Annotated in this window: 13 protein-coding genes; 9 read left to right on the forward strand and 4 right to left on the reverse strand. The window is 65.9% G+C overall.

Going from position 1 to position 21,554, the window contains the following annotated elements; translation table 11 throughout:
- Window positions 1-106 precede the first annotated feature (106 nt).
- A complete protein-coding gene (locus tag XH90_RS08040; protein WP_194480195.1) occupies window positions 107-1,579 on the reverse strand; it encodes a caspase family protein in 1,473 nt (490 codons plus the stop codon).
- A gap of 232 nt (window positions 1,580-1,811) precedes the next feature.
- Window positions 1,812-2,732, reverse strand: coding sequence for a LysR family transcriptional regulator (locus XH90_RS08045; protein WP_194480196.1), 921 nt, complete (start codon window positions 2,730-2,732; stop codon window positions 1,812-1,814).
- A 95-nt stretch (window positions 2,733-2,827) separates the two neighbouring features.
- Between XH90_RS08045 and XH90_RS08050 the strand changes: the two genes are divergently transcribed.
- The 4 genes from XH90_RS08050 (at window position 2,828) to XH90_RS08065 (ending at window position 7,520) form a co-directional block, all read left to right on the forward strand.
- Window positions 2,828-3,271, forward strand: a complete 444-nt coding sequence (locus tag XH90_RS08050; RefSeq protein ID WP_194480198.1) for a DoxX family protein — start codon at window positions 2,828-2,830, stop codon at window positions 3,269-3,271.
- A gap of 336 nt (window positions 3,272-3,607) precedes the next feature.
- Window positions 3,608-4,639 (forward strand): TRAP transporter substrate-binding protein, encoded by a 1,032-nt coding sequence (locus XH90_RS08055; RefSeq protein ID WP_194480200.1) that lies wholly within the window; start codon window positions 3,608-3,610, stop codon window positions 4,637-4,639.
- A 1-nt stretch (window position 4,640) separates the two neighbouring features.
- Window positions 4,641-6,530, forward strand: a complete 1,890-nt coding sequence (locus XH90_RS08060; protein ID WP_246755716.1) for a TRAP transporter large permease subunit — start codon at window positions 4,641-4,643, stop codon at window positions 6,528-6,530.
- A 12-nt stretch (window positions 6,531-6,542) separates the two neighbouring features.
- Window positions 6,543-7,520 carry a hydroxyacid dehydrogenase gene (locus tag XH90_RS08065; protein ID WP_194480204.1) on the forward strand — a complete coding sequence of 326 codons (978 nt, stop codon included), beginning with the start codon at window positions 6,543-6,545 and terminating at the stop codon, window positions 7,518-7,520.
- A 6-nt stretch (window positions 7,521-7,526) separates the two neighbouring features.
- Here XH90_RS08065 and XH90_RS08070 read toward each other — a convergent pair whose 3' ends face one another.
- Entirely contained in the window at window positions 7,527-8,693 is a 1,167-nt protein-coding gene (locus tag XH90_RS08070; RefSeq protein ID WP_194480206.1) for an ABC transporter substrate-binding protein, read from the reverse strand.
- A gap of 287 nt (window positions 8,694-8,980) precedes the next feature.
- Here XH90_RS08070 and XH90_RS08075 point away from each other — a divergent pair, with 287 nt between their 5' ends.
- From XH90_RS08075 to XH90_RS08085, 3 genes are all read left to right on the forward strand, one after another.
- Entirely contained in the window at window positions 8,981-11,410 is a 2,430-nt protein-coding gene (locus XH90_RS08075) for an EAL domain-containing protein (protein ID WP_194480208.1), read from the forward strand.
- A gap of 87 nt (window positions 11,411-11,497) precedes the next feature.
- Window positions 11,498-12,799 carry an MFS transporter gene (locus XH90_RS08080; RefSeq protein WP_194482620.1) on the forward strand — a complete coding sequence of 434 codons (1,302 nt, stop codon included), beginning with the start codon at window positions 11,498-11,500 and terminating at the stop codon, window positions 12,797-12,799.
- A gap of 157 nt (window positions 12,800-12,956) precedes the next feature.
- Window positions 12,957-15,542: an EAL domain-containing protein gene (locus XH90_RS08085; RefSeq protein WP_194480209.1), complete on the forward strand. Its 2,586-nt coding sequence runs from the start codon at window positions 12,957-12,959 to the stop codon at window positions 15,540-15,542.
- Window positions 15,543-15,557: 15 nt separating this feature from the next.
- Here the strand turns inward: XH90_RS08085 and XH90_RS08090 are convergent, their stop codons facing one another.
- Complete coding sequence (locus tag XH90_RS08090) at window positions 15,558-16,178, reverse strand: TetR/AcrR family transcriptional regulator (RefSeq protein WP_194480211.1); 621 nt, start codon at window positions 16,176-16,178, stop codon at window positions 15,558-15,560.
- 130 nt (window positions 16,179-16,308) lie between these two features.
- Here XH90_RS08090 and XH90_RS08095 point away from each other — a divergent pair, with 130 nt between their 5' ends.
- Together XH90_RS08095 and XH90_RS08100 are read left to right on the forward strand one after the other, a co-directional pair.
- Window positions 16,309-17,538 (forward strand): cytochrome P450, encoded by a 1,230-nt coding sequence (locus XH90_RS08095; protein ID WP_194480213.1) that lies wholly within the window; start codon window positions 16,309-16,311, stop codon window positions 17,536-17,538.
- 145 nt (window positions 17,539-17,683) lie between these two features.
- A complete protein-coding gene (locus XH90_RS08100) occupies window positions 17,684-21,313 on the forward strand; it encodes an AsmA family protein (RefSeq protein ID WP_194480215.1) in 3,630 nt (1,209 codons plus the stop codon).
- The last annotated feature ends 241 nt before the right edge of the window (window positions 21,314-21,554 follow it).

A 21,554-nucleotide genomic window follows, 5' to 3' on the forward strand; every position in this document is an offset into this window, starting at 1 on the left:
GCATTTCCGCGTTCGAGGGCGGCAGATGATGCCAGAGCTCCGCCATCAACAGAAATGTCCGCAAGCGACGCTTGCGGACACTGGTCTCTATCGCAGTGCGGCGGTCTCAGTATCTGCCGCGATCGTTGTGATAATCGCCGCCACGGCCTCCGCCGCCCATGCCCATGCCGATGCCAATCCCGATGCCGATGCCTTGCATCACCGCGCCGGGGGGCGGGCCGGGAGGCGGCGCGTGCTCGACGACGACTTCGTCAGGCGGCGGCCGGCGTTTCGGCGGCGTGTTGACGACCTTGCGCTTGGGCGGTGTGTCGTCGACGCGCTTCTTGATCACGGGCGCAACCGCCGGGTTGATGGGCGTCGCCGGCGGCGTGGGTGCAGAGCACGGACAGGTCGGCGCCATGGCGACGGCGACCGGCACTGCAGCGGCGGCAACCGGCAGGGCATAATTGCGGTTCTGAACACGGAGCAGCAGCCGGCGCGCAGTCGCGGCGAGGTCGCTGTTGTCCCAGTTCGCCAGGTAAGCCTCGAAGGAGGCGCGGGTGTTGATCGCCACCGCACGGTCCCAGGCCAGCATCTGGCGCCGGCGCTCCAGCACCGAGCGCAGGCGTGGCGTGCGGACGTCCTGCGCGTAAAGCTCGATATAGGCTTGATACGCAGGGACGGTGTCGTCGGCGATCACGAGATCATAGGCGGTCTTGGCGTCCTTGCCCTGCAGATCCTTGCGCCAGTCCTCGACGCCGCGCGTGGCGCTGGCGAGCGCCATCGAATTCGCACCCGGAGCAGACGGCTGACCGCCGCTGCCGTCGCCGAAGAATTTGAAGTCGCTCGTCAGCGACGAGCTTTCCCAGGGGATCTGCCGACCATCGGTGGATTGCGCCACCGCGATGCGGATGCGCTTGAACACTTCCTCGATCGGCAAGTTCGGTTGCTTGGCGACGGTCAGCGCTGCCGTGGTGTAGGGGCTGTCGGCGCCATTGCCGTCCTCGGCTTCCGCACCGGGCGAGGTCGAGTACGAGATGAAAGAGCCCGGCGCGCCGGCCTTGGTGTCGACGATGGCCAGCCCGTGGCCCGCACCGCTGAGTGCCGGGAACGGATTGTTACGGCAGGCATCGAGCATGAAGATGCGCGCTCGCGTCGGCAGCGCGCCGAGCGTGTTGAGCAGATCGTTCAGCCGCACACCCTGCAACGGAATGTCGGCCTCGCGCTTGGGATCGAGATCGACGGGTACGAGATAGTTCTCGCCGTCGATCTGAAGACCGTGGCCGGCGTAGAACACCAGCGCGACGGTGTCGGCGCCGCTGGTGCCGACCTTGCCGGCGAAATCCGAGATCGCCTGACGCATCTCGTTCTGCGCGAGGTTCGGCGCCGCGGTGACGGCGAAGCCGGCATTGCCGAGCAGTTCGGCCATGCCCCTGGCGTCATTGGCGGCGTTGGGCAGTTCCGGCACCGTGCGATAGGCTGACTGGCCGATCACCAGCGCAAGCCGCGCTTCGGCCGCGGCCTGGGTCGGTGTCATCAACTGGGCGAAGGCAAGGAGGCCGGAGGCAAAGATCAGATTGCAAAGGACTGGACGGCGCATGGCGTCACCTCCATCGGCAATGGCGCGAGGATGTCACCTTTTCTAGTCGTCTGCCATTGCCCTGTCTGTGCGCTAGCTCACGCTCGAGCATGATCCGGCAAAGTGTGCTGCGGTTTTCCAAAGTTCGTGCCTAAACAACAACCTAAAGCGCGATGACCATTCGTCGTGCTTTAGGCGTGCGGCAAAATGGGGCAGGGGCCCTGCCTGAGCCGACGCGTTGCGCCGTGCGATGTCAGAATAGTCCGCGGTCCCAGGGTGTAACAGGTGCAAAGCGTGCGGCGAGGAAATCGATGAAGGCGCGCACCTTCGCCGGCGGCCGTCGATCGGGCAGGTAGACCGCATGCACCGCGGAGGATTGCATCTCCGGCTGGTCGAGCGGCAGCGCAACCAGCGTGCCGGCGCGCAAGTCATCGGCGACGATGAATGTCGGCTGACGTGCAAGGCCAAGGCCGGCCAGTGTTGCCGCGCGCAGCGCATCGCCATTGTTGGCACGCAGATTGCCGGAGACTTGAACACGGATCTCGCCGTCCGCGCCGAACAGCCATTCCGCCGCGCTTGCCTGCTGCGAGAGCGTGTAGCCAAGGCAATTATGTGCGGCGAGGTCGGCCACGCTGCGCGGCGTACCGTGCTTCGCGAGATAGGAAGGCGCGGCGCAGACGACGAGGCGGTTCGGCGCCAGCTTTCGCGCCACCATGCTGGAGTCGCGTAAGCGTCCGATACGGATGGCGAGGTCCCACCCTTCCTCGGCGAGATCGACGAGGCGATCATTGAGGCCAAGCTCGATCGTGACCTCAGGATGGCGCTCCGAGAAGTCCGCAATCAGTGGCGCGATCTGGCGCGTGCCGAACACGACGGGCACGTTGACCCGCAACGAACCGCGCGGCTCGACGCGCTCGCGCGCGACCGCGGCATCGGCCGTCTCCATGTCGGCGAGAATCCGCTCGGAGGATTCAAGATAGAGTCGACCGGCCTCGGTGATCGACAGCCGCCGCGTGGTGCGGTGGAACAGTTTGACGCCAAGCCGCAACTCCAGCGAGGCGACGTGCTTGGTCACCATGGTTTGCGACAGCCCCATCGCCCGGGCGGCGCCGGACAGGCTGCCGTTTGCCGCGACCTTGGCGAAGACTTCCAGGCTGGTCAGGCGGTCAAGCATCTATCTCACTCTAATGGTGTGAGGTATATTTCCAAAATAGCAGATTATCATTCCCCTGAGAATAGATCATTGATCGGCCAACAATGGAGACCGCTATGATCGATTCCCGTACCGCTCCCTACGCCGCGCTGGTGCTGCGCGTGACCCTGGGGGCGCTGTTCCTGGCCCATGCCAGCTTGAAACTGTTCGTTTTCACGCCCGCCGGGACTGCAAAGTTCTTCGGCAGCCTCGGCTTCCCGCCTGAACTCGCCTATCTCGTGATGACTGTGGAAGTTCTCAGCGGTATTGCCCTGATCCTCGGCGTCTGGACCCGCTATGCCGCGCTGGCCGGCATTCCCGTCCTGCTTGGCGCGATCTTCACGGTGCATGGTGCGGCCGGCTTTTTCTTCACCAACCCGAAGGGTGGCTGGGAATTTCCCGCGTTCTGGGCGATCGCGCTGGTCGCGCAGGCGCTGCTCGGCGACGGGGCCTTCGCACTGCGGCCCTCGCGCGATGTCGAGGCGGCGAGCGGACAGCTGAGCGTCGCGCCGTCGCGCTGATCCGCTCTATCGATGAAATGAAAGAGCTGCGGGATCTCGGTCCCGCAGCTTTTTGCTGCGCAGCCATCAATCTGCGTTCGGCATTGATCCATACCTGAATTGGATCGATCTGCGTCAATCTTGCATAGCCTTCGCTCGGCCGCGATGCGGCATGATCGAAAACATCGGCAAATATAGGCGTTCCGCTACGATCTGTGCCGTTGCGCCTGCCGCTCGCGCGCCCGCATCTCCCCGGCCGCAAGCCTTGCCTGCCCCGTCGCTTTGGCCATACAGTCCGCGCAACAGGCCGTGGCAACGACTGCGGCCAACGAACAATAAATATTGGGGAGAGACACCATGACCATCGTGCCCTTCAGCCGTCGCACGTTCATCAAGTCGTCGACGGCGGTGACCGCCGGCCTCGTGCTCTCTCCCGCCATCATCGGCCGCGCCGAAGCGGCAACGCTGAAGCTGAAATGCTCCTCCTCGCTGCCGAACGATCCCAAATTCGCCAACGGCCGCGTCTACTACGACAACCTCGTGAAGCAGATCAAAGCCAACGGCCTCGGCGAGCAGGTCGAGGTCGCCTTCTTCCCCGATAACCAGCTCGGTCAGGAAATCGACGTCATCAATTCGGTGAAGCTCGGCGTCATCGACCTCATGGTGTCGGGCTCGTCGATCTCGGCCAATCTCGTGCCGCTGGTCGGCACCTACGACCTCGGCTTTCTGTTCGCGAGCTTCCCGCAGCAGACCAAGGCGTTCGATGCCGGCGCCGCCAAGCCGATCGAGGACGCCCTGCTCAAGGGCAGCAACATCCGCATCATCGCCTGGGCCTATAATTTCGGCTCGCGCAGCGTGCTTGCGAAGAAGCCGGTGAAGACGCCGGAGGATCTCGCCGGACTCAAGATCCGCACGCTGCCCAATCCCGTCATCACGGAATGCCTGCGCCTGATGGGCGCGGCCGCAACCCCGCTGGCCTTCGGCGAAATCTACACGGCGTTGCAGGCCGGCGTGCTTGACGGCCTCGAGCACGATCCGCCGACGATTCTCGCCAGCAAGTTCTACGAGACGGCAAAATCCTACGCGCTGACCCAGCACAATTTCTCGCCGCTTGCGATCTACTTCAGCGACATGACCTTCAACCGCATGGATCCGAAGCTCCGTGAAGGCTTCCTCGACGCGGCGAAGAAGGCCGCGGTCGACACGCGCGCCCATGGGCTTGCGGTCGAGAAGGAGGCGCTGGCGGCTCTGACCGAGAAGGGCGTGACCGTGGCCGAATGCGACCGCGAGGCGTTCAAGAAGCGCGTGGCGCCCCAGATCGAGAACTTCATCAAGGCGCGGCCGGAATCCAAGGCCGTCATCGACATCATTCGCTCGACTCAAGCCTGAGATGGCCAAATCCGGGTTGGCCAGATCCGAGTTGACGGTGTCGGAAGCCGTGGCGCTCTCGGGCGGTCGACACGGGAGCATTGCGCTGCTGCTTCGTTGCAGCGACGCGATCGCGGCCATCTTGCTGGCCGCCGATCTCGCGGTCGTGTGCGGCTCCGTGCTGCTGCGCTTCTTCTTCAATGCGCCGGTCGAGTGGTCCGACGACGTCGCGCGCGGCTTGATGGTCGGATCGGCCTTCTTCGGCGCGGCGAGCGCGCTCGCGCGCGGCGAGAATGTCGGCGTGTCCTTCTTCCGCGATCTGCTGCCGGGGCAACTGCGTACGCTCGTCGATGCCGCGAGCGCGGTGCTCGTCGTGCTGATCTCCGGCTATGTCGCCTACAACGCGATCAAGCTGGGATCGCTGACATCAGGACAGACCACCGGCTCGGGCCTGCCGCTGGAGCTCACCTTCTACCCGATGGGGATCGGCGCGCTGTTCATGACGGTGTTCGCGATCGATCACCTCTGCGCCAGGCCGCTTCCTGACATTGCAAGGGGGCTCGCTGCGGTCGCCGTCGTGACCGCCCTCTATCTCGCCTGGGATCATCTCTCTCCGTCATCGGTGCCGTCGGCGGGCGCGCTGATGCTGGTCGGCTTCTTCGCGACGTTGTTCGGCGGTCTGCCGATCGGCTTCGCGCTGGCGCTGGCCGCGCTGATCTTCATCTGGGTCGAGGGGGCGCTGCCCGGTGTCATCTTCGCCCAGCAGATGGCGCGCGGCATCGACAATTTCGTGCTGCTGGCGATCCCGTTCTTCATCCTGGTCGGCTACCTCATGGAAGCCAACGGCATGTCGGTGCGATTGATCGAGCTGTTGCAGCGTGCGGTCGGCCGCATGCGCGGCGGCCTGAACGTCGTGATGGTGGCATCGATGGTGCTGTTCTCCGGCATCTCAGGCTCGAAGATGGCCGATGTCGCGGCCGTCGGCTCCGTGCTGATCCCGGCGGCGCGCCGCTCGAAGCAGAATCCGGGCAGCGCGGTGGCATTGCTCGCGGCGTCCGCGGTGATGGCGGAAACGATCCCTCCGTGCATCAATCTGATCATCCTGGGCTTCGTCGCAAACCTCTCGATCGGCGGCCTGTTCATGGCGGGGCTGCTGCCGGCGGCGCTGATGGCGGCGGTGCTGATCGCCTTCTCCATCATCTTCGGCAAGACGCCTGACGACGCCGAGGAGGTCGAGCCGCAGGTTCCGGTGTCGGGCCTGTGGAGCGGTGCGGTCGCCTCGTTTGGTCTGATCTTCATGATCTTCTTCGGCTTCAAGAGCGGCTTTGCGACGGCCACGGAAATCTCGGCCTTTGCGGTCGCCTACGCGCTCGTGGTCGGCAGCGTCGTGTTTCGCGAGCTCAGCTTCAGATCGGCCGCGCATAGTTTCGTGCAGGCGGCGACGCGTGCCGGGCTGGTGCTGTTCATCGTCGCCGCCGCGCAGTCGCTGGCCTTCACGCTGACCTTGCAGCAGGTGCCGCATGCGGTCGGCGACTTCATGCTGGGACTTTCCAAGACGAGCGGAACCTGGCTGTTCATCCTGCTCGCCATCGCCGTGCTGATCGTGATGGGCTCGGTGCTGGAGGGCGCGGCCGCGCTGATCATCTTCGGGCCGTTGCTGTTGCCGGTCGCGGTGCAGCTCGGCATCGATCCCCTGCATTTCGGCGTCGTGCTTGTCATCGCGATGGGCGTCGGCCTGTTCGCGCCGCCGCTCGGGCTTGGCCTCTACGGCGCCTGCCTGATCGGCAACGTGCCGATCGAGCAGACGGTGAAGCCGATCCTGGGCTATCTCGGCCTGTTGTTCCTCTGCCTGCTCGTCATCGCCTTCGTGCCGTGGCTGAGCACCGCGTTGCCGCGCGCATTCGGCTACTGAGGGAGTGTTGCCGTGAAAGTCCTGCTGGCTCATACGCCGGAGATGCGTCGCAATTATTACGGCGATCGCAGCCTGAATGGCCTGCGTGCGATTGCCGACGTGATCCTGCACGAGGGCGATCAGGCGCTGGATTCCGCGAGCCTCGTCAGTGCTGCGAAGGACGCCGACATAATTGTCGCCGATCGCATGACCGAAGGCCGCGGCGAGATTTTTGCGCAATTGCCGCGCCTGCGTGCCTTCGTTCGCTGTGCCGTCGATATCAGGAACGTCGATGTCGATGCCGCCTCGCAAGCCGGCGTGCTGGTGACGCGTGCCGGTCCCGGCTTCGTGCAGGCAGTCGCCGAGCTCGCGGTCGGCTTCATGGTCGATCTCTCCCGCGGCGTGTCGCGGGCCACCGCCGACTACCAGGCCGGCCGCAAGCCGGAGGCGCGGATGGGCCGCCAGCTCGCCGGCAGCACGATCGGCATCATCGGCTATGGCAGCATCGGGCGATATCTCGCCGAGATCGCCAAGGTGATGCGTATGGAAGTGCTGGTCTCCGATCCCTTCGCGACCGTTGCCGACGGCGCCATCAGGCAGGTCACGCTCGATGAGCTCCTGGCCGCATCGGACTACGTCGTCTGCCTCGCCATCGCCAACGAGCAGACCGAGAAACTGATCGGGGAGGCGGCGCTGGCGCGCATGCGGAAGCAAGCCGTCTTCATCAACCTGTCGCGCGGCAATCTCGTCGACGAAGCCGCGCTCGCGAAGGCGTTGCTGGAGAACCGCATCGCCGGTGCTGCGATGGATGTCGGCCGCGCACCCGACCAGATGCCGACGCCGGAGCTGGCAAAGCTGACCAACGTCGTCGCCACGCCGCATGTCGGCGGGCTGACGCCGCAGGCGATCGAATATCAGTCGCTGGAAACCGTGCGGCAGGTCGAGGCGATCATCAAGGGCGAGGCCCCGCAGGGCGCCGTCAACGCCGAGCGCTGGACGCGGCGGCCGTGAACTGTCCTACAGCCGGTCGATCGCCTTGAACGTGCCGTCCTTCCGGATCACCGTCAAGAACACCTTTGGCGGCGTCTCCATCGCACGCACGCCGACGGTGACGATGCTGCCGCTGATGTCGAAGCGGCCGACCTCGTTGATGGTGCGCAGCAGGCCCGCGCGGGTCGGGTCAGGTCCGGTCTTTTCCAGCGCGGCTGCCGCGAGGCGGCCGGAGAGATAGCCTTCGAGCGAGACGAAGTCCGGTGCCAGCGTCGGATCGAACGCGCTCTGTGCAGCCTGGTAGTCGGCGACGAGCCTGATCGAGCGATCCCAGGGAAACGGCACGACCTGCGCGACGACGACGCCTTCGCCGTCCGGGCCGAGCTCCTTGGCGAGCGCGGTGGCGCCGACGAAGGAGATGTTGGCGAAGGTCGGATAGACGCCGCTACGGTGCGCGAGCTTGATGAACTCTGCACTGGGTCCATAGGTCCCGACCATGACGATAGCCTCCGGCTCGGCGCGCTTGATCGTGCGCCAGGCAGCGCCGACCGCGCGGGTGTTGCGTTCGAAGGTGCCTTCGGCGGCGAGTTCGAGGCCGCGCCTGGCGAGCGCGTTCTTCACACCCGTGAGGCCGTCACGGCCGAAGGAATCGTCCTGGTAGAAGATGCCGATCCGGGTGAAGTGGCGGTCCTCGACGAGATGCTTGATCAGCGTTTCGGTCTCGGCGCCGTAGCTTGCGCGGATGTTCACGACGTTGGCGAGTTCGAGGTCGCGCAGGAATTTGGCTCCGCTGAACGGTCCGATGAAAGGGATATCGCGAGCGCTCGTTATCGGAATCGTCGCCATTGCAGTCGGCGTGCCCACCGCACCGATCAGCGCAAACACCTTGTCGTCGTCGATCAGCCGCAGCGTCTGCGCCACCGAGCGGTCGGGGTCGTAGCCGTCGTCGCGGCTGATCAATTGCAGCTTGCGCCCGTGGATTCCGCCCTTGGCGTTGATTTCGGTGAACGCCGCGACGATGCCATACCGGAGCCGCTGCCCGAGCGCCGAAGACGGACCTTCGAGCGCGGCCGCCTGACCGAACAGGATTGCGTCGTCGCTCACGCCGACCTCGCCGGCTCTGGCCGCGAAGGCGATCGCGGCCAGCAACACGGAGATCAGAACGAGGCGTGTCGCCGATCGAAGTCGAGTCATTTGAAAGTCACGTCGGACGCTGGGAAAGACCTGCGCAATGTAACCCGGCAGGCTGAATCGCGGACTAATCTGGAGCGCGATGCGGCCCCCGTAGTACTCCGGGTAAAACCGGCAGTTTAGGCGAGATGTGCGCCTTCACGCCTGCATTTCGTTAACTACCCGGTGCAATGCGGGAAGGCCGGGTTCCGAAATTGGGCAGTTCTTAACCGCGGTCCTTGTCCGATGGCCATCCCGGCGGCTCAACCAGAAGTTCAGTCCGCCGCGGAGAGGGGACGACGGCTTCGGAAATGGGCGATCGCGATCAGAATGATCAGGATCGGAAACGTGCGACCGCGCGGCGTCTCGCGACGTTGATCGGGCTCCATCGTCCTGCGCTCGTGGCAGCCGGCGTCGGCCTGCTGTTCTCGCTGGCGGGCGCCGCCGCGGTGGCGCGATGGGAAGATCGCGTCAACAAGCTCGAATTCGAAAACGCGGCCGAGACCGAATCGATCGTCATGCAGAACGGCATGAGCGAATATATCAGCCGGCTCGTAGCATTGCGGACCCTGTTCGAGTCGGCCAACGACGAAATCACCCGCAGCGAGTTCGAGACCTTCAGCGCCCGCCTGTTCGAACGCCATCCGGGCATGTTGCGCGTCGCCTGGCTGCCGCTCGTCAACCGCAAGGAGCGGGCCGAGTACGAGGCCGCCGCGGTCGCCGACGGCATCTCCAGCTACCATATTAAATCGCTTCAGGGCGACAAACTCGCGATTGCTCCCCAGAGCGACGAATATTTTCCCGTCTTCTACTCGACCCAACCGAAGACCTCGCCCGTCTATGGAATGGACTACGGAAGTGTTCCGGAACGTCGTGTTGCGCTTGAACGCGCGCGTGACAATGACCGGATCGTTGCGATCCGCGGACCGCTCTATGCTGTGCGTGAGACGGGCCACCAGCACGACGTGATCGTCTCCGTGCCCGTCTATGCCAAAGGCACCTCGCGTGACACGATCGCGGACCGTCGCCGCAACCTCGCGGGCTACGTCGTCGGCGTGTTCGACCTGCCGCTGTTGATGCAGGCCATTCGCGTGACGACCGGGGCAAACCCTGCGGTGAGCATCAACATCTATCCGCCCTTCACGGGACGGATTGTCAGTCTGGCGGAGACTCTCCCCGACTTTGCATCGGCGACCACGGCGCCGCGATCGATGCGCGACGTGGCCCGAGGAAGGCATTGGTCGGGCCATCTCAGGATCGGCGATGCCGACTGGCAGGTCCGCGCAATGCCGGCCGCCGGCGGTGCGCTGGAGACGAGTTATGATCGCGCGGGCGCCGTGCTGATCGTCGGCATGCTGCTGACGCTGTCGCTGTCGACCTATCTGATGCTCGCCAGCCGCAATTCGCGGCGGCTCTCGCTGGCCAACCGGCGCGTGCTGGAGCTGGCGCAAACCGATGTGTTGACCGGATTGCCGAACCGCGCCTTCTTCCTCTCCCGGCTCGACGATCTGAACGGCCAGCTGGAGGACGGCGGCGGCTGGACCTTCTCGATCCTGATGCTCGATCTCGACCGTTTCAAGAACGTCAACGATTCCCTCGGCCATGGCGCCGGCGATGCGCTGTTGCGCCTGGTGGCGCAGCGGCTGAAATCCGCGGTGCGCGCCACCGACGTGCTGGCGCGGCTCGGCGGCGATGAGTTCGCCGTCATCCAGGAAGGCTGCGAGGATCAGCGCGCTTCATCGACCGAGCTGGCGGCGCGGATCGCCAAGCTGGTCGCCGAACCGTTCCTGCTGCCGGGACATCGCGTCGAGATCGGTACCAGCATCGGCATTGCGATCGCGCCGGATCACGGCAGCGACCAGGAGCAACTGCTGAAGAAGGCCGACCTCGCGCTCTATCGTTCGAAATCGGCGGGCCGCAACTGCTTCACCATCTATGACGAGGCGATGTCGGTCGAGCTCGAGGCGCGCAACACGCTGGAAGGCGATCTGCGCGATGCCATCGCGCGCTGCCAGCTCGAGGTGCACTATCAGCCGTTCATGGATGTCGGCGCCGGTGTGCGGCGCGGCTTCGAGGCGCTGGTGCGCTGGCGGCATCCGGTCCGCGGCCTGATCCCGCCGGATCAGTTCATCGCGCTCGCCGAAGAGACCGGGCTGATCGTGCCGCTGGGTGAGTTCGTGCTGCGCCGCGCCTGCGCCGATGCGGCGGACTGGCCGTCCGACCTGATGGTCGCGGTGAACCTGTCGCCGATCCAGTTCAAGGAAGCCGATCTGTTCGACGTCATCTGCGCGGCCTTGCGGGATTCCGGCCTGTCGCCGCAACGGCTCGAGATCGAGATCACCGAATCCGTCCTGCTGGAGCGCGGCGCGGAGAACCACGCCTTCATGCAGCGGCTCAAGAACATCGGCATCGAGCTCGCGCTCGATGATTTCGGCACCGGCTACTCCTCGCTGAGCTATCTCACCGCGTTTCCGTTCGACAAGATCAAGATCGACAAATCGTTCATCCGCAGCCTCACGCATCAACCGCGCTCCTCCGCCATCATCTCCTCGATCGTGACCCTGGCGCGCGGGCTCGACATGTCGGTCACCGCCGAGGGTGTCGAGACTTCGGAGGAGTTCGAGCGGCTGAAGGCGCTCGGCGTCAATTTCGCGCAAGGCTATCTGTTCGGCCGCCCGCAGCCGATCGACCAGATCGGGCTCGACGCGCCGGCCGAGGGCTCGCAGCGCGACGCGGCCTGACGCTGCCACGCAACCGGCCTTCGCGAAATTCGCTTGACCGGCGTGCGCCCAGATGGTCCGAAGGACCGTCCAGGGATGAATAAGAAAATGCGGCTTCGATTCTTCTACGGCTGGGTCGTGGTCGCCGTGACCTTCGTCACCATGGCCATCGGCGTCAACGCACGCACCTCGTTCTCGCTGTTCTTTCCGCCGATCCTGTCCGAATTCGGCTGGGAGCGCGGCGTCACCGCGGGCGCCTTCTCATTCGGTTTCGTGGCGTCCGGGGTGGCGAGCCCCCTGATCGGCCGGCTGATGGATCGCGCCGGGCCGCGCGCGGTGATGGAGCTCGGCGTCGCGCTGATGGCCGGCGGGCTGCTGCTCGCGCCGTTCACCACCCAGCCCTGGCATCTCTATCTGACGATCGGTGTCATGGTCGGTGCCGGTTCCGTGTGCCTCGGCTATTCCGGCCAGTCCCTGTTCCTGCCGAACTGGTTCATCCGCAAGCGCGGCTTTGCCATCGGCATCGCCTTTGCCGGCGTCGGCGTCGGTTCGGTGACGCTGCTGCCGTGGGTGCAGCACATGATCGAGCAGACCGGCTGGCGCACCGCCTGTACCGCGATGGGCCTGATGATCCTGATCGTGCTGGCGCCGATCAATCTGCTGCTGCACAAGCGTCCAGAGGACATCGGCCTCCAGCCGGACGGCGACGCTGCGCCGGCGGCGGGTGCCGCGAAGCCGGTTTCCAACGTCGTCGATCCCGTCTGGGCCGCCACCGACTGGACGCTGAGGCGGGCGGTTGCGACCACGCGCTTCTGGTGGATCGCGCTCGGCTATTTCTGCGGCCTGTACATCTGGTACGCTGTGCAGGTGCACCAGACCAAATTCCTGCTCGACATCGGCTTCAGCCCTGGTGTCGCGGTATGGGCGCTCGGCGCCGTCAGCCTGCTCGGAATTCCCGGGCAGATTTTCCTCGGCCATATCTCCGATCGCATCGGTCGGGAAGCAGTCTGGGCGATCAGCTGCGCCGGCTTCGCGATCTGCTTCGTGGCGCTGATCGCGCTGAAATACCAGCCGTCGTTCTGGCTGGTCTGGCTGATGGTGTTCACGCAAGGCGCGCTCGGCTACGGCCTCACCTCGATCATGGGCGCAGTCGTGTTCGAGATCTTCCAGGGCCGCCATCAGGGCAGCATATTCGGCATGATCATGCTTGCGGCGCTGGCGGGCGGGGCGGCCGGCCCCTGGTTGACGGGTCTGCTCTACGATCGCGCCGGCGACTACACGCTCGCCTTTGCCATCGCCATCGTCGTCAGCGGCCTGTCGGCGCTGTCGGTCTGGCAGGCTTCGCCCGGCAAGGTGCGGGCCGTGGCCGGCCGGTTGCACAAGCTCCAGGCGGGAACCGGCGCAAGCTAGGTTCCTTCTGCACCGGATTACCTTCGTATCCTTCGCGGAATGTTAAGCATGTCGCGGCTTGGCTGCGTGCGAGCCGGTTGCAAGAACGTCTTGGACACCATCGACGCGTTAACTTGGGACGGATTGCCGCATTTTCTCGATGCTGCCGGGTCCAACGATGACTGCTTCCGACTGCCCCGTGACGGACATGCCAGACGTGCTGCGCGCGGCGTTCGAATGCGCCGACGACGGCATCGTCATCGTCGATGGCGCGCATCGCATCACCCATTTCAACGCCGGCGCTGAGCGGATCTGGAGGCTCGCGCGCGCCGACGTGCTCGGCAGCGATTCGCAAATCCTCTCACTCAAATGCCTTCAGGCCGATCCAGTCGTTGATTTTCGTGACGAGATCAGCCTGGTGCGGCGCGACAGCAGCCGGATCAAGGTTCTGATTGCACTGTCGTCGGCGACGATCGAGGGCGTCAGCCATCACATCGTGTTTGCACGCGACGTCACCGCCGAGGCCGAGCGTCGCGTCAGGATCGGGCTGCTCAACGCGGTCTCCGACCAGACCAATCGCGCGGTGATCATCACCGACGTCGAGCAGAACATCCGTTACGTCAATTCGTCCTTCACGACGCTGTTCGGCTACACCAGCGGCGAAGCCGAGGGGCGGCGCGCAGGCGAACTGATCGCCGGCTGCCACACCAACCGCACGGCGATTGCGAAGCTGGTCAAGCGGCTGCTCGACGGCGGCCGGCGCGGCGAGGTCGAAACGCTGGTCTATACCAAGGACGGCGAGGAGATCTGGGTCTCTGCCCGGGTCGACGCCTTCCGCGACAAGAACGGCCGCGTCAAGCACATCTTCGCGTTGCTCGAGGACATCACCGAGAGCAGGCAATTGCGCTCGCTGCAGCAGCTCATCATGAGCGCGCTCGCCGACGAGGTGCCGATCACCGAGATCGCCGACCGGCTGTGCCGCCGCGTCGAGCAGATTGCGCCTGACGTCGTCTGCTCGCTGCTCCATGTCGATTCCGCAGGTCTGATCCATCCGCTCGGCGGTCCGAGCCTGCCGGATGATTATTCCCGCGCACTGGACGGCATCCCGATCGGCCCCAATGTCGGCTCCTGCGGCACCGCGGCATTCTATGGCGAGCCGGTGCTGGCCGAAGATCTCGACACCGATCCGCGCTGGCAGCCCTACAAGGCCATGCCGCTCGAAGTCGGGCTTCACGCCTGCTGGTCGACACCGATCAAGGCCAAGGACGGCCGTGTCATCGCCACCTTCGCCTTCTACTTCCGTGAGCCGCGCGCACCGAGCAACTGGCACCGGCGCATCGTCGATGCCTGCGTCAACCTCGGCGCCTTCGCGATCGAGCGCAAGGAGGCGCGTGCCGAGATCGCGCGGCTCGCCTATCACGACATCCTCACCGGCCTGCCGAACCGCGCGCAGCTGCGGCACCTGATCACGACCGCGATCGATGCCTGTCCGACCGGCGGGCATGTCGCACTCGCCTTTCTCGACGTCGATCATTTCAAGGACGTCAACGACACGCTCGGCCACGCCGCCGGCGACGAGCTGCTGATCCAGCTGGCGCAGCGCCTGCGTGAGCAGATCGGTCCCGAGGACATGCTGGGCCGCCTCGGCGGCGACGAATTCGTCATCCTGCTGCCCAGCCGAAATGCCGAGGGCGCCGAGCGCGTGGCGGCCGGGATTGCCGAGGCGCTGGCTGCGCCCTTGCGGCTCGGATCGAAGCTGATGCCGTTGTCGGCCAGCATCGGCATCAGCCTCTATCCCGATCATGCCACCGACATCGACACGTTGATGCAGCAGGCCGACGCCGCCATGTACATGGCCAAGCAGGCCGGACGTTCGACCCATCGGATGTTCTCTGCCGAGATGAACGGCCTCGCCGAGCAGCGGCTGGCGATGATCGCGGCGCTGCGCCGTGCCATCGCCGACAATGCGCTGAGCCTGAGCTACCAACCACAGATCCGCAGCGGCGACGGCGCCATCCACGGCGTCGAGGCGCTGGCACGCTGGCACGATGCCGCGCTCGGCGATGTCTCGCCGGCAAGGTTCATTCCGCTCGCGGAAGAATGCGGCCTGATCGAGCAGATCGGGCTGTGGTCGGTGCGCGAGGCCTGCCGGCAGATGGCGAGCTGGCGCAGCGCAGGACTCAACATTCCCTCCGTCTCGGTGAATCTGTCGCCGATCAATTTCCGCAACGTCACGCTGGCCGCGCGGCTCGAGGACATCCTCGCCGAATACCAGCTGCCGCCGGATGCGCTGATGCTGGAGATCACCGAAGGCACCTTCATGCAGGACGGCGCCGCCGCGCTGGAGACGATGCACGCGATCCGTGCGCTCGGCATTGGCCTGTCGGTCGACGATTTCGGCACCGGCTATTCCAGCCTCAGCCGCCTCGCGCATCTGCCGATCCGCGAGCTGAAGATCGACCGCAGTTTCATGCGCGACATCGAGAAGGATGCCGGCGCGCTGGCGATCGCCACCGCCGTGGTGCGCGTAGGCCAGGGCCTCGGCATGACCGTCGTCGCCGAAGGCGTCGAGACCGAGGGCCAGCGCAAGATGCTGGCCGAGCTCGGCTGCGACGTCGTCCAGGGCTTCCTCTACGCCCCCGCGCTCGCGCCTGTCGCCTTCGAGCGCTGGCTGATCGAGCATTGCGCCGAGCAGGCGAGGGCGATGCTCGGCCGGCTCGATGTCAGGCCGGTGGATCTTAGTGCGGTGAAGCGATCGGCTTAGGCGACCACTTTCTTTTCATGAGCTAAAGTCCGTCGCCAATCCCGTCCTGCGCCGCAAATCCGTGATCGCGCGCAAGAAGCTGTCGGCCGGCGTGGTCTCAGGGTCGATCAGGCGGTGAAGGCGGAAGCCGTCGTCCAGCGCCAGCACGACGGAGGCCATCCAGGGCGGGTTCAGCGTCTCGCCCTTGGCGCCGTCCTTCAATGTCGCCTCGATGATGTCGGCGATCAGCTTGCGTCGCGCCCGCAGGCGCTTGGCGAGTTCGGGCCGGCGCTTCTCGGCGCGTGCGACGAACAGGATCATCTCGATATGCAGGAGGGGCGAGCGGGCGAGGGGATCCTGCCGGCCGAGATCCATCGTCTTCAAGGCTGCGATGAAGTCGTCCAGATTTTTGTGCCGCGCCAGGATCTCCATGTTGCGCCGGATCGATCGCTCGACATGGTCCTCGAGCATGGCAAAGATCAGTTCGTCCTTGCTCCCGAAATTCGAATAGAACGCGCCGCGGGTGAAGCCCGCCTCCGCCGCGATCGCCTCGATGCTGGCGCCGCCGATGCCGTCCTGTTCGAACACGCGTGCGGCCGCCTCGAACAGCGCCTCGCGCGTGTCGTCCCTGGTCGGTCTGGTTCTTACCCTTGACATCGAGCCATTTTAGGGCAGAATGCAACTCGATACAACAATGTATCGAGTTGATAATTCACAGGGATGGTTACGCCGGGCTTCGGGGCAGGCCTCGCGTATCGTGTCATGCGGCAACCGATGTGAGGTCACCGTGAACGAGCAAGTGCAACCCGCAGGCGGACCGCTGTTCAACCCGCTGTCGCCGGACTTCATCCGCGACCCCTATCCGCATTACGAACGGCTCCGTACGATCGATCCGATTCATGTGACGCCGTTCGGCCAGTTCGTCGCCAGCCGCCACGCCGACGTCAGCCTGGTGATGCGCGACAAGCGCTTCGGCAAGGATTTCGTCGAGCGCTCCAAGCGCCGCTACAGCCCCGAGATCATGAACGAGCCGGTGTTCCGCAGCATGAGCCATTGGATGCTGCAATCCGATCCGCCCGATCACACCCGCCTGCGTGGCCTCGTCGTGAAGGCCTTCACCGCCCGCCGCGTCGAGGACATGCGGCCGCGCATCCAGGAGATCGTCGACCAGGCGATCGATGCCGTGATCGACCGCGGCCACATGGACCTGATCGAGGATTTCGCCTTCCGCCTGCCTGTCACCGTCATCTGCGAGATGCTCGGCATTCCCGAGGATCATCGCGAGGTCTTCTACAAGAGCTCGCGCGACGGCGGGCGGCTGCTCGATCCGGTGCCGCTCTCGCCCGAGGAGATCGCCAAGGGCAACGCCGGCAACATGATGGCGCAGATGTATTTCCAGCAGCTGTTCGAGCTGCGCCGCCGCAATCCCGGCGACGACCTCATCACCCAGTTGGTGCAGGCCGAGGAAGACGGCAACAAGCTCACCAACGAGGAGCTGACCGCCAACATCATCCTCTTGTTCGGCGCCGGCCACGAGACCACCGTCAACCTGATCGGCAACGGCCTCCTGGCGCTCCATCGCAATCCGGACCAGCTCGCGCTGTTGAAGGCGCAGCCGGACCTGATCACCAACGCGATCGAGGAGTTCCTGCGCTACGATTCCTCGGTGCAGATGACCGGGCGTGTCGCGCTGGAGCAGATCGACGATCTCGGCGGCAAGACCATCCCCAAGGGCGAGACCGTCCTTTGCCTGCTTGGCTCTGCCAATCATGATCCGGCGGTCTATCCCGACCACCCCGACAGGCTCGACATTACCAGGCCGAACGTTCGGCCGTTGTCGTTCGGGGGCGGCATCCATTTCTGCCTGGGTGCCCAATTGGCGCGGATCGAGGCCGAGGTCGCCATCGCCACGCTGCTGCGGCGGCTGCCGGATTTGCGCATCGACGACGTCGAAAACCCGGAATGGCGCCCGACCTTCGTGCTGCGGGGCCTGAAGCAGCTTCCGGCCAGCTGGTAGGCCGGGGGCGCGTTAACCTCCGTGCGCAACAGTCGCTGTGACTTCGCCACACTTCCCCCTATATAAGGGGCAGTTCCGGCGCGCCTGAAGCTTGGTTTGTCAGCTTGGGTTTGACCCGGGTGCCGGATTGGCCGAGGGGAGACCCGTGCAGACGACGCTGCTCGGATTGGCGATTGCCTTCATCTTAGCGCTGCTGGCCGCGCTGATCGGGCCTTATTTCATCGACTGGAACCAGTTCAGGCCCCAGTTCGAGGCGGAAGCGACCCGGATCATCGGCGTGCCCGTGCGCGTGGCGGGTGAGCTCGATGCGCGGCTCCTGCCGGCGCCGACGCTGCGGCTGCGCTCGGTGACCTTCGGCGGCAACAATGATCTCGGCCGGTTGCGCGCCGACAAGCTCGATGTCGAGTTCAGCCTGAGCTCGCTGATGCGGGGCGAGTGGCGCGCCACGGAGCTCTCGGTCGGCGGCATGGCGGTGGATCTCGGTCTCGACGCCAAGGGCAAGGTCGACCTGCCGTCCACCGCGAGCGGCACCTTCAATCTCGCGTCCCTCGCCATCGAGCGGCTCAACCTGAGCGGCCGTATCGCGCTTCACGACGCCGCCAGCCGCTCGACGCTCGAGCTCAACGACATCGTCTTCTCCGGCGATGTCCGCTCGCTCGCAGGCTCGGTGCGGGGCGACGGCAACTTCACCGCCAACGGGGTGCGCTATCCGTTCCGCGTCTCCTCCGGCCCCAGCCCAGACGGCAGCGCCACCCGCGTGCACCTCAACATCGATCCCGGCGAGCGCGCCGTCCTCGCCGATCTGGAAGGTGTCCTCGCCTTTGACAACCGCCAGCCGAAATTCGACGGCGCGCTGACGCTGGCCGTGCCGCCGACGAAGAAGCCGGGCGAGGCGGGGCCAACGCCGTGGAAGGTCGCCGCGAAACTCAAGGCCGATCCGGCCGGCGCCAAGTTCGACCAGATCGACGCGAGCTTTGGCCCCGAGGACTCCGCGTTGAAAGTCGGCGGCGTCGGCGACCTCAGGTTCGGCGCCTCGCCGCTGCTCCGCGCGGTGCTGTCGGCGCGGCAGGTCGATGCCGACAAGCTTGCCGGCCGCGACGATGCCGAACCGTTGCGCATCCTGCCGGCCCTGCGCGCAGGCCTTGCCGCAATCCCGCAGGCGCCGATCCCGGCGCAGATCGAGTTCAACTCCGACCAGATCATGCTGGGCGGCCGTCCGCTCCAGAACATCACGACCGAGCTTCAGACCGATGGCCGCTCCTGGACGTTCCGGCGGCTCGATCTGCGCGCACCCGGCATGACGCAGCTCTCGCTCAACGGCGCCACGCCCGGCGCCGACAGCTTTAGCGGCCGCCTCAGCGTCGAATCGTCCGATCCCGATACGCTGGTGGCCTGGCTGCAGGGGCGCAACGAAGTTGTCAGGCGTAGCACGCGGCCGCTGCGCCTTGCCGGCGAGGTGACGATCGAGGCGAACCATCTCGCCATCGACAGGCTGAAAGCCGACATCGAAGGCGGCACCGTCGAGGGCCGCATTGCCTTCGTGCAAACAGGCGCCAGCAAAGGCTCGCGGATCGATGCCGACCTGAAGGCGGATCGTCTCGACCTCGACGCCGCCGCGAGCTTTGTTCGCGCGCTCGCAGGTCCCCAGGGCGAATGGCCGGAGGACGCAAAACTCTCGCTCGACATCGGCCGGGCGATATCGGCCGGCCAGGAACTGCGCCCGTTCGCGGCGAAGCTCGGCTACGGTCCGACCTCGCTGTCGCTGGAGCAATTGCGGTTCGGCCAGGCCAACGGCGTGACCACGGAGGCAAGCGGCAGCTTTGACCGCACCAAAGCCACCGGCAGATTGGCCCTGAAATCCTCCGCGAATTCGCTGCGCGATCTCACCGCGCTGCTCGAGCCGATCGCCCCTGCGGTGCGTGCCCGACTCGATGCCATCCCGGCATTGTCGGGCGCGACGCACCTGAAGCTCGACCTCAGCCTCGACAAGAATGCCGAACATGCCGATCGCAGCGATGCCCGCGCCGTGTTCGACCTCGATGCGCCGCAGCTCAAGGCCACCGCGACCCTCGCCGCGCAGACGCCCGTGGCGGCGGTCAACGGCATCGACGTCGAGAAATTGCGCAACAGCGACTTCACGCTGGAGTCGAAAGTCTCGGCGCCGCAGGCCGCCGTTCTGACGGCGCTGCTCGGCCTCGATCGCATCGTCGCTGCGGGCGAAGGTGCCTCGCAGATCGAGGGCAGGCTGAGCGGCTCGTGGCGCAGGCCGCTGCAACTGAACGTCAAGGTCAGCGGCGGCGGGCTCGATGCGGATGCGAAAGGAAGCATCGAATTGTCGGCGCCGGAGCCGAAGGGCAGCGTGAATCTGCGCGTGCGCAACGCCGATCTGGCGCCGCTGTTCGGGACCGGCCCGGCCGACAAATCGGCGCGGAACGTGAGCCTGTCGTCACGCGTCAATCTCTCCGGCAATCGCCTGAGCTTCGACGACCTCGACAGCACGGCATCCGGCTCGCATCTGCGCGGCCACCTCGCCATGACGCTCGACGCGGAGAAGAGCGTCGATGGCGAAGTCGGGCTCGACACGCTCGATCTGGCGCCGGCGCTCGCGCTTGCCGTCGGCGCGGCCGGGCGTGACAGCGGCGAGCCGCTGAGTGCCGGGCTCGTCAGCGGCTGGCGCGGCCGCGTCGCGTTCCAGGCCTTGCGCGGCAGCCTGCCCGGCGGAATCGAGATCCGCCCCTTCAGCGGCATGCTGAGGAGCGACGGCCAGTCGCTCGCGCTCGACGCGCTCAAGGGCAGCCTCGGTGGTGGCGAGATGACGGCAAGTCTCGATGCGCGCAACGGCCCGAACGGCCTGGCGTTGAACGCGCATCTCGATCTCACCAATGTCGATGCGGCCTCGCTGCGCTATCGCGATCTGGCGCTGCCCAAGGGGCGCGCCTCGGTGCAGATGACGCTGACGAGCCAGGGCCGCAGCGTCTCGGCACTGACGGGAGCGCTCGCCGGCAACGGCACGGTGACGCTGGATTCGGCGGAGATCGGCGGCCTCAACCCGCGCGCGTTCGAGATCGCCATCCGCGCCAGCGACGGCGGGCAGGTGAGCGACGATAACCGATTGCGTCAGCTCGTCGAGCCGGCATTGTCGGCTCCGATTGCGGTCGCCTCCGCACAGATTCCGTTCACGATCCGCGACGGCCGCCTGCGCGTCGGCGCAACCCCGCTCGAGGCGAAGAACGCCCGCGCCATCGTCTCCGGTGGCTACGACATTCCCGCCGACCAGGCCGATATCCGCGCCAGCCTGACGCCGATCATGAACGGCCTTTCCGGCGCCCCGCCGGAGATCCAGCTGTTTGCGGCGGGTCCCCCCGACAAGCTCAGCCGCACCGTCGATCTCACGCCGCTGTCGTCCTGGCTTGCGGTGCGCACGATCGATCGCGAGACGCGCCGGCTGGATGCGATCGAGCGCGGCGAGCCGCCGCCGGCGACGGCCGCGCTGCCAACGCTGGTCTCGCCCGAGCCCGCAGCTGAGCCGCCGTTGACCGACGTGCCGATGCCCGGCCGCGATCCCCGCCGCGCGCCACCGAAGGCGAAGGTTGAACCCAAGGTCGCACCAATGCCGAAGCCGCCACTTGCGGCGCCCGCCGGGCCAAGCGTGCCGCTGGCACGCCAGCAGGTCGCACCCTTACCGCCGCCGATCGAGGTGCGTCCCGCTGCGGTCCCGCCGCCCCCAAAGCCCCGGCCGAAGCCGCCAATGGTGCTGACGCCGCAGAATCCGTAGACCATTTCCGTCATGCCCGGGCTTGTCCCGGGCATCCACGTTCTTGGGTGCCGTGCTGCGAGGCGTGGATGACCGGAACAAGGCCGGCCACGACGACTGGGGATGCATCCGCGCGTCAAACGCAGGTCTTGCGCGCCGGTTACCACATTCGCTCGCATTTGAATGAATTCTTGTCGGCAAAACTGACGTGACGGTTTTACTGGATTCTCGCGTTTGATCTCTAGCGTTGGTCCCAGAGGAA

The sequence above is a fragment of the Bradyrhizobium sp. CCBAU 53338 genome (assembly GCF_015291665.1).
GTDB lineage: Bacteria > Pseudomonadota > Alphaproteobacteria > Rhizobiales > Xanthobacteraceae > Bradyrhizobium.

What these genes read in the sequence shown, in the direction of transcription:
- XH90_RS08055 (WP_194480200.1), top strand. Translation starts at nt 3,608, where the DNA reads ATGACCATCGTGCCCTTCAGCCGTCGCACGTTCATCAAGTCGTCGACG.
- XH90_RS08070 (WP_194480206.1), bottom strand. Translation starts at nt 8,693, where the DNA reads ATGACTCGACTTCGATCGGCGACACGCCTCGTTCTGATCTCCGTGTTG.
- XH90_RS08085 (WP_194480209.1), top strand. Translation starts at nt 12,957, where the DNA reads ATGACTGCTTCCGACTGCCCCGTGACGGACATGCCAGACGTGCTGCGC.
- XH90_RS08060 (WP_246755716.1), top strand. Translation starts at nt 4,641, where the DNA reads ATGGCCAAATCCGGGTTGGCCAGATCCGAGTTGACGGTGTCGGAAGCC.
- XH90_RS08045 (WP_194480196.1), bottom strand. Translation starts at nt 2,732, where the DNA reads ATGCTTGACCGCCTGACCAGCCTGGAAGTCTTCGCCAAGGTCGCGGCA.
- XH90_RS08075 (WP_194480208.1), top strand. Translation starts at nt 8,981, where the DNA reads ATGGGCGATCGCGATCAGAATGATCAGGATCGGAAACGTGCGACCGCG.
- XH90_RS08040 (WP_194480195.1), bottom strand. Translation starts at nt 1,579, where the DNA reads ATGCGCCGTCCAGTCCTTTGCAATCTGATCTTTGCCTCCGGCCTCCTT.
- XH90_RS08090 (WP_194480211.1), bottom strand. Translation starts at nt 16,178, where the DNA reads ATGTCAAGGGTAAGAACCAGACCGACCAGGGACGACACGCGCGAGGCG.
- XH90_RS08080 (WP_194482620.1), top strand. Translation starts at nt 11,498, where the DNA reads ATGCGGCTTCGATTCTTCTACGGCTGGGTCGTGGTCGCCGTGACCTTC.
- XH90_RS08050 (WP_194480198.1), top strand. Translation starts at nt 2,828, where the DNA reads ATGATCGATTCCCGTACCGCTCCCTACGCCGCGCTGGTGCTGCGCGTG.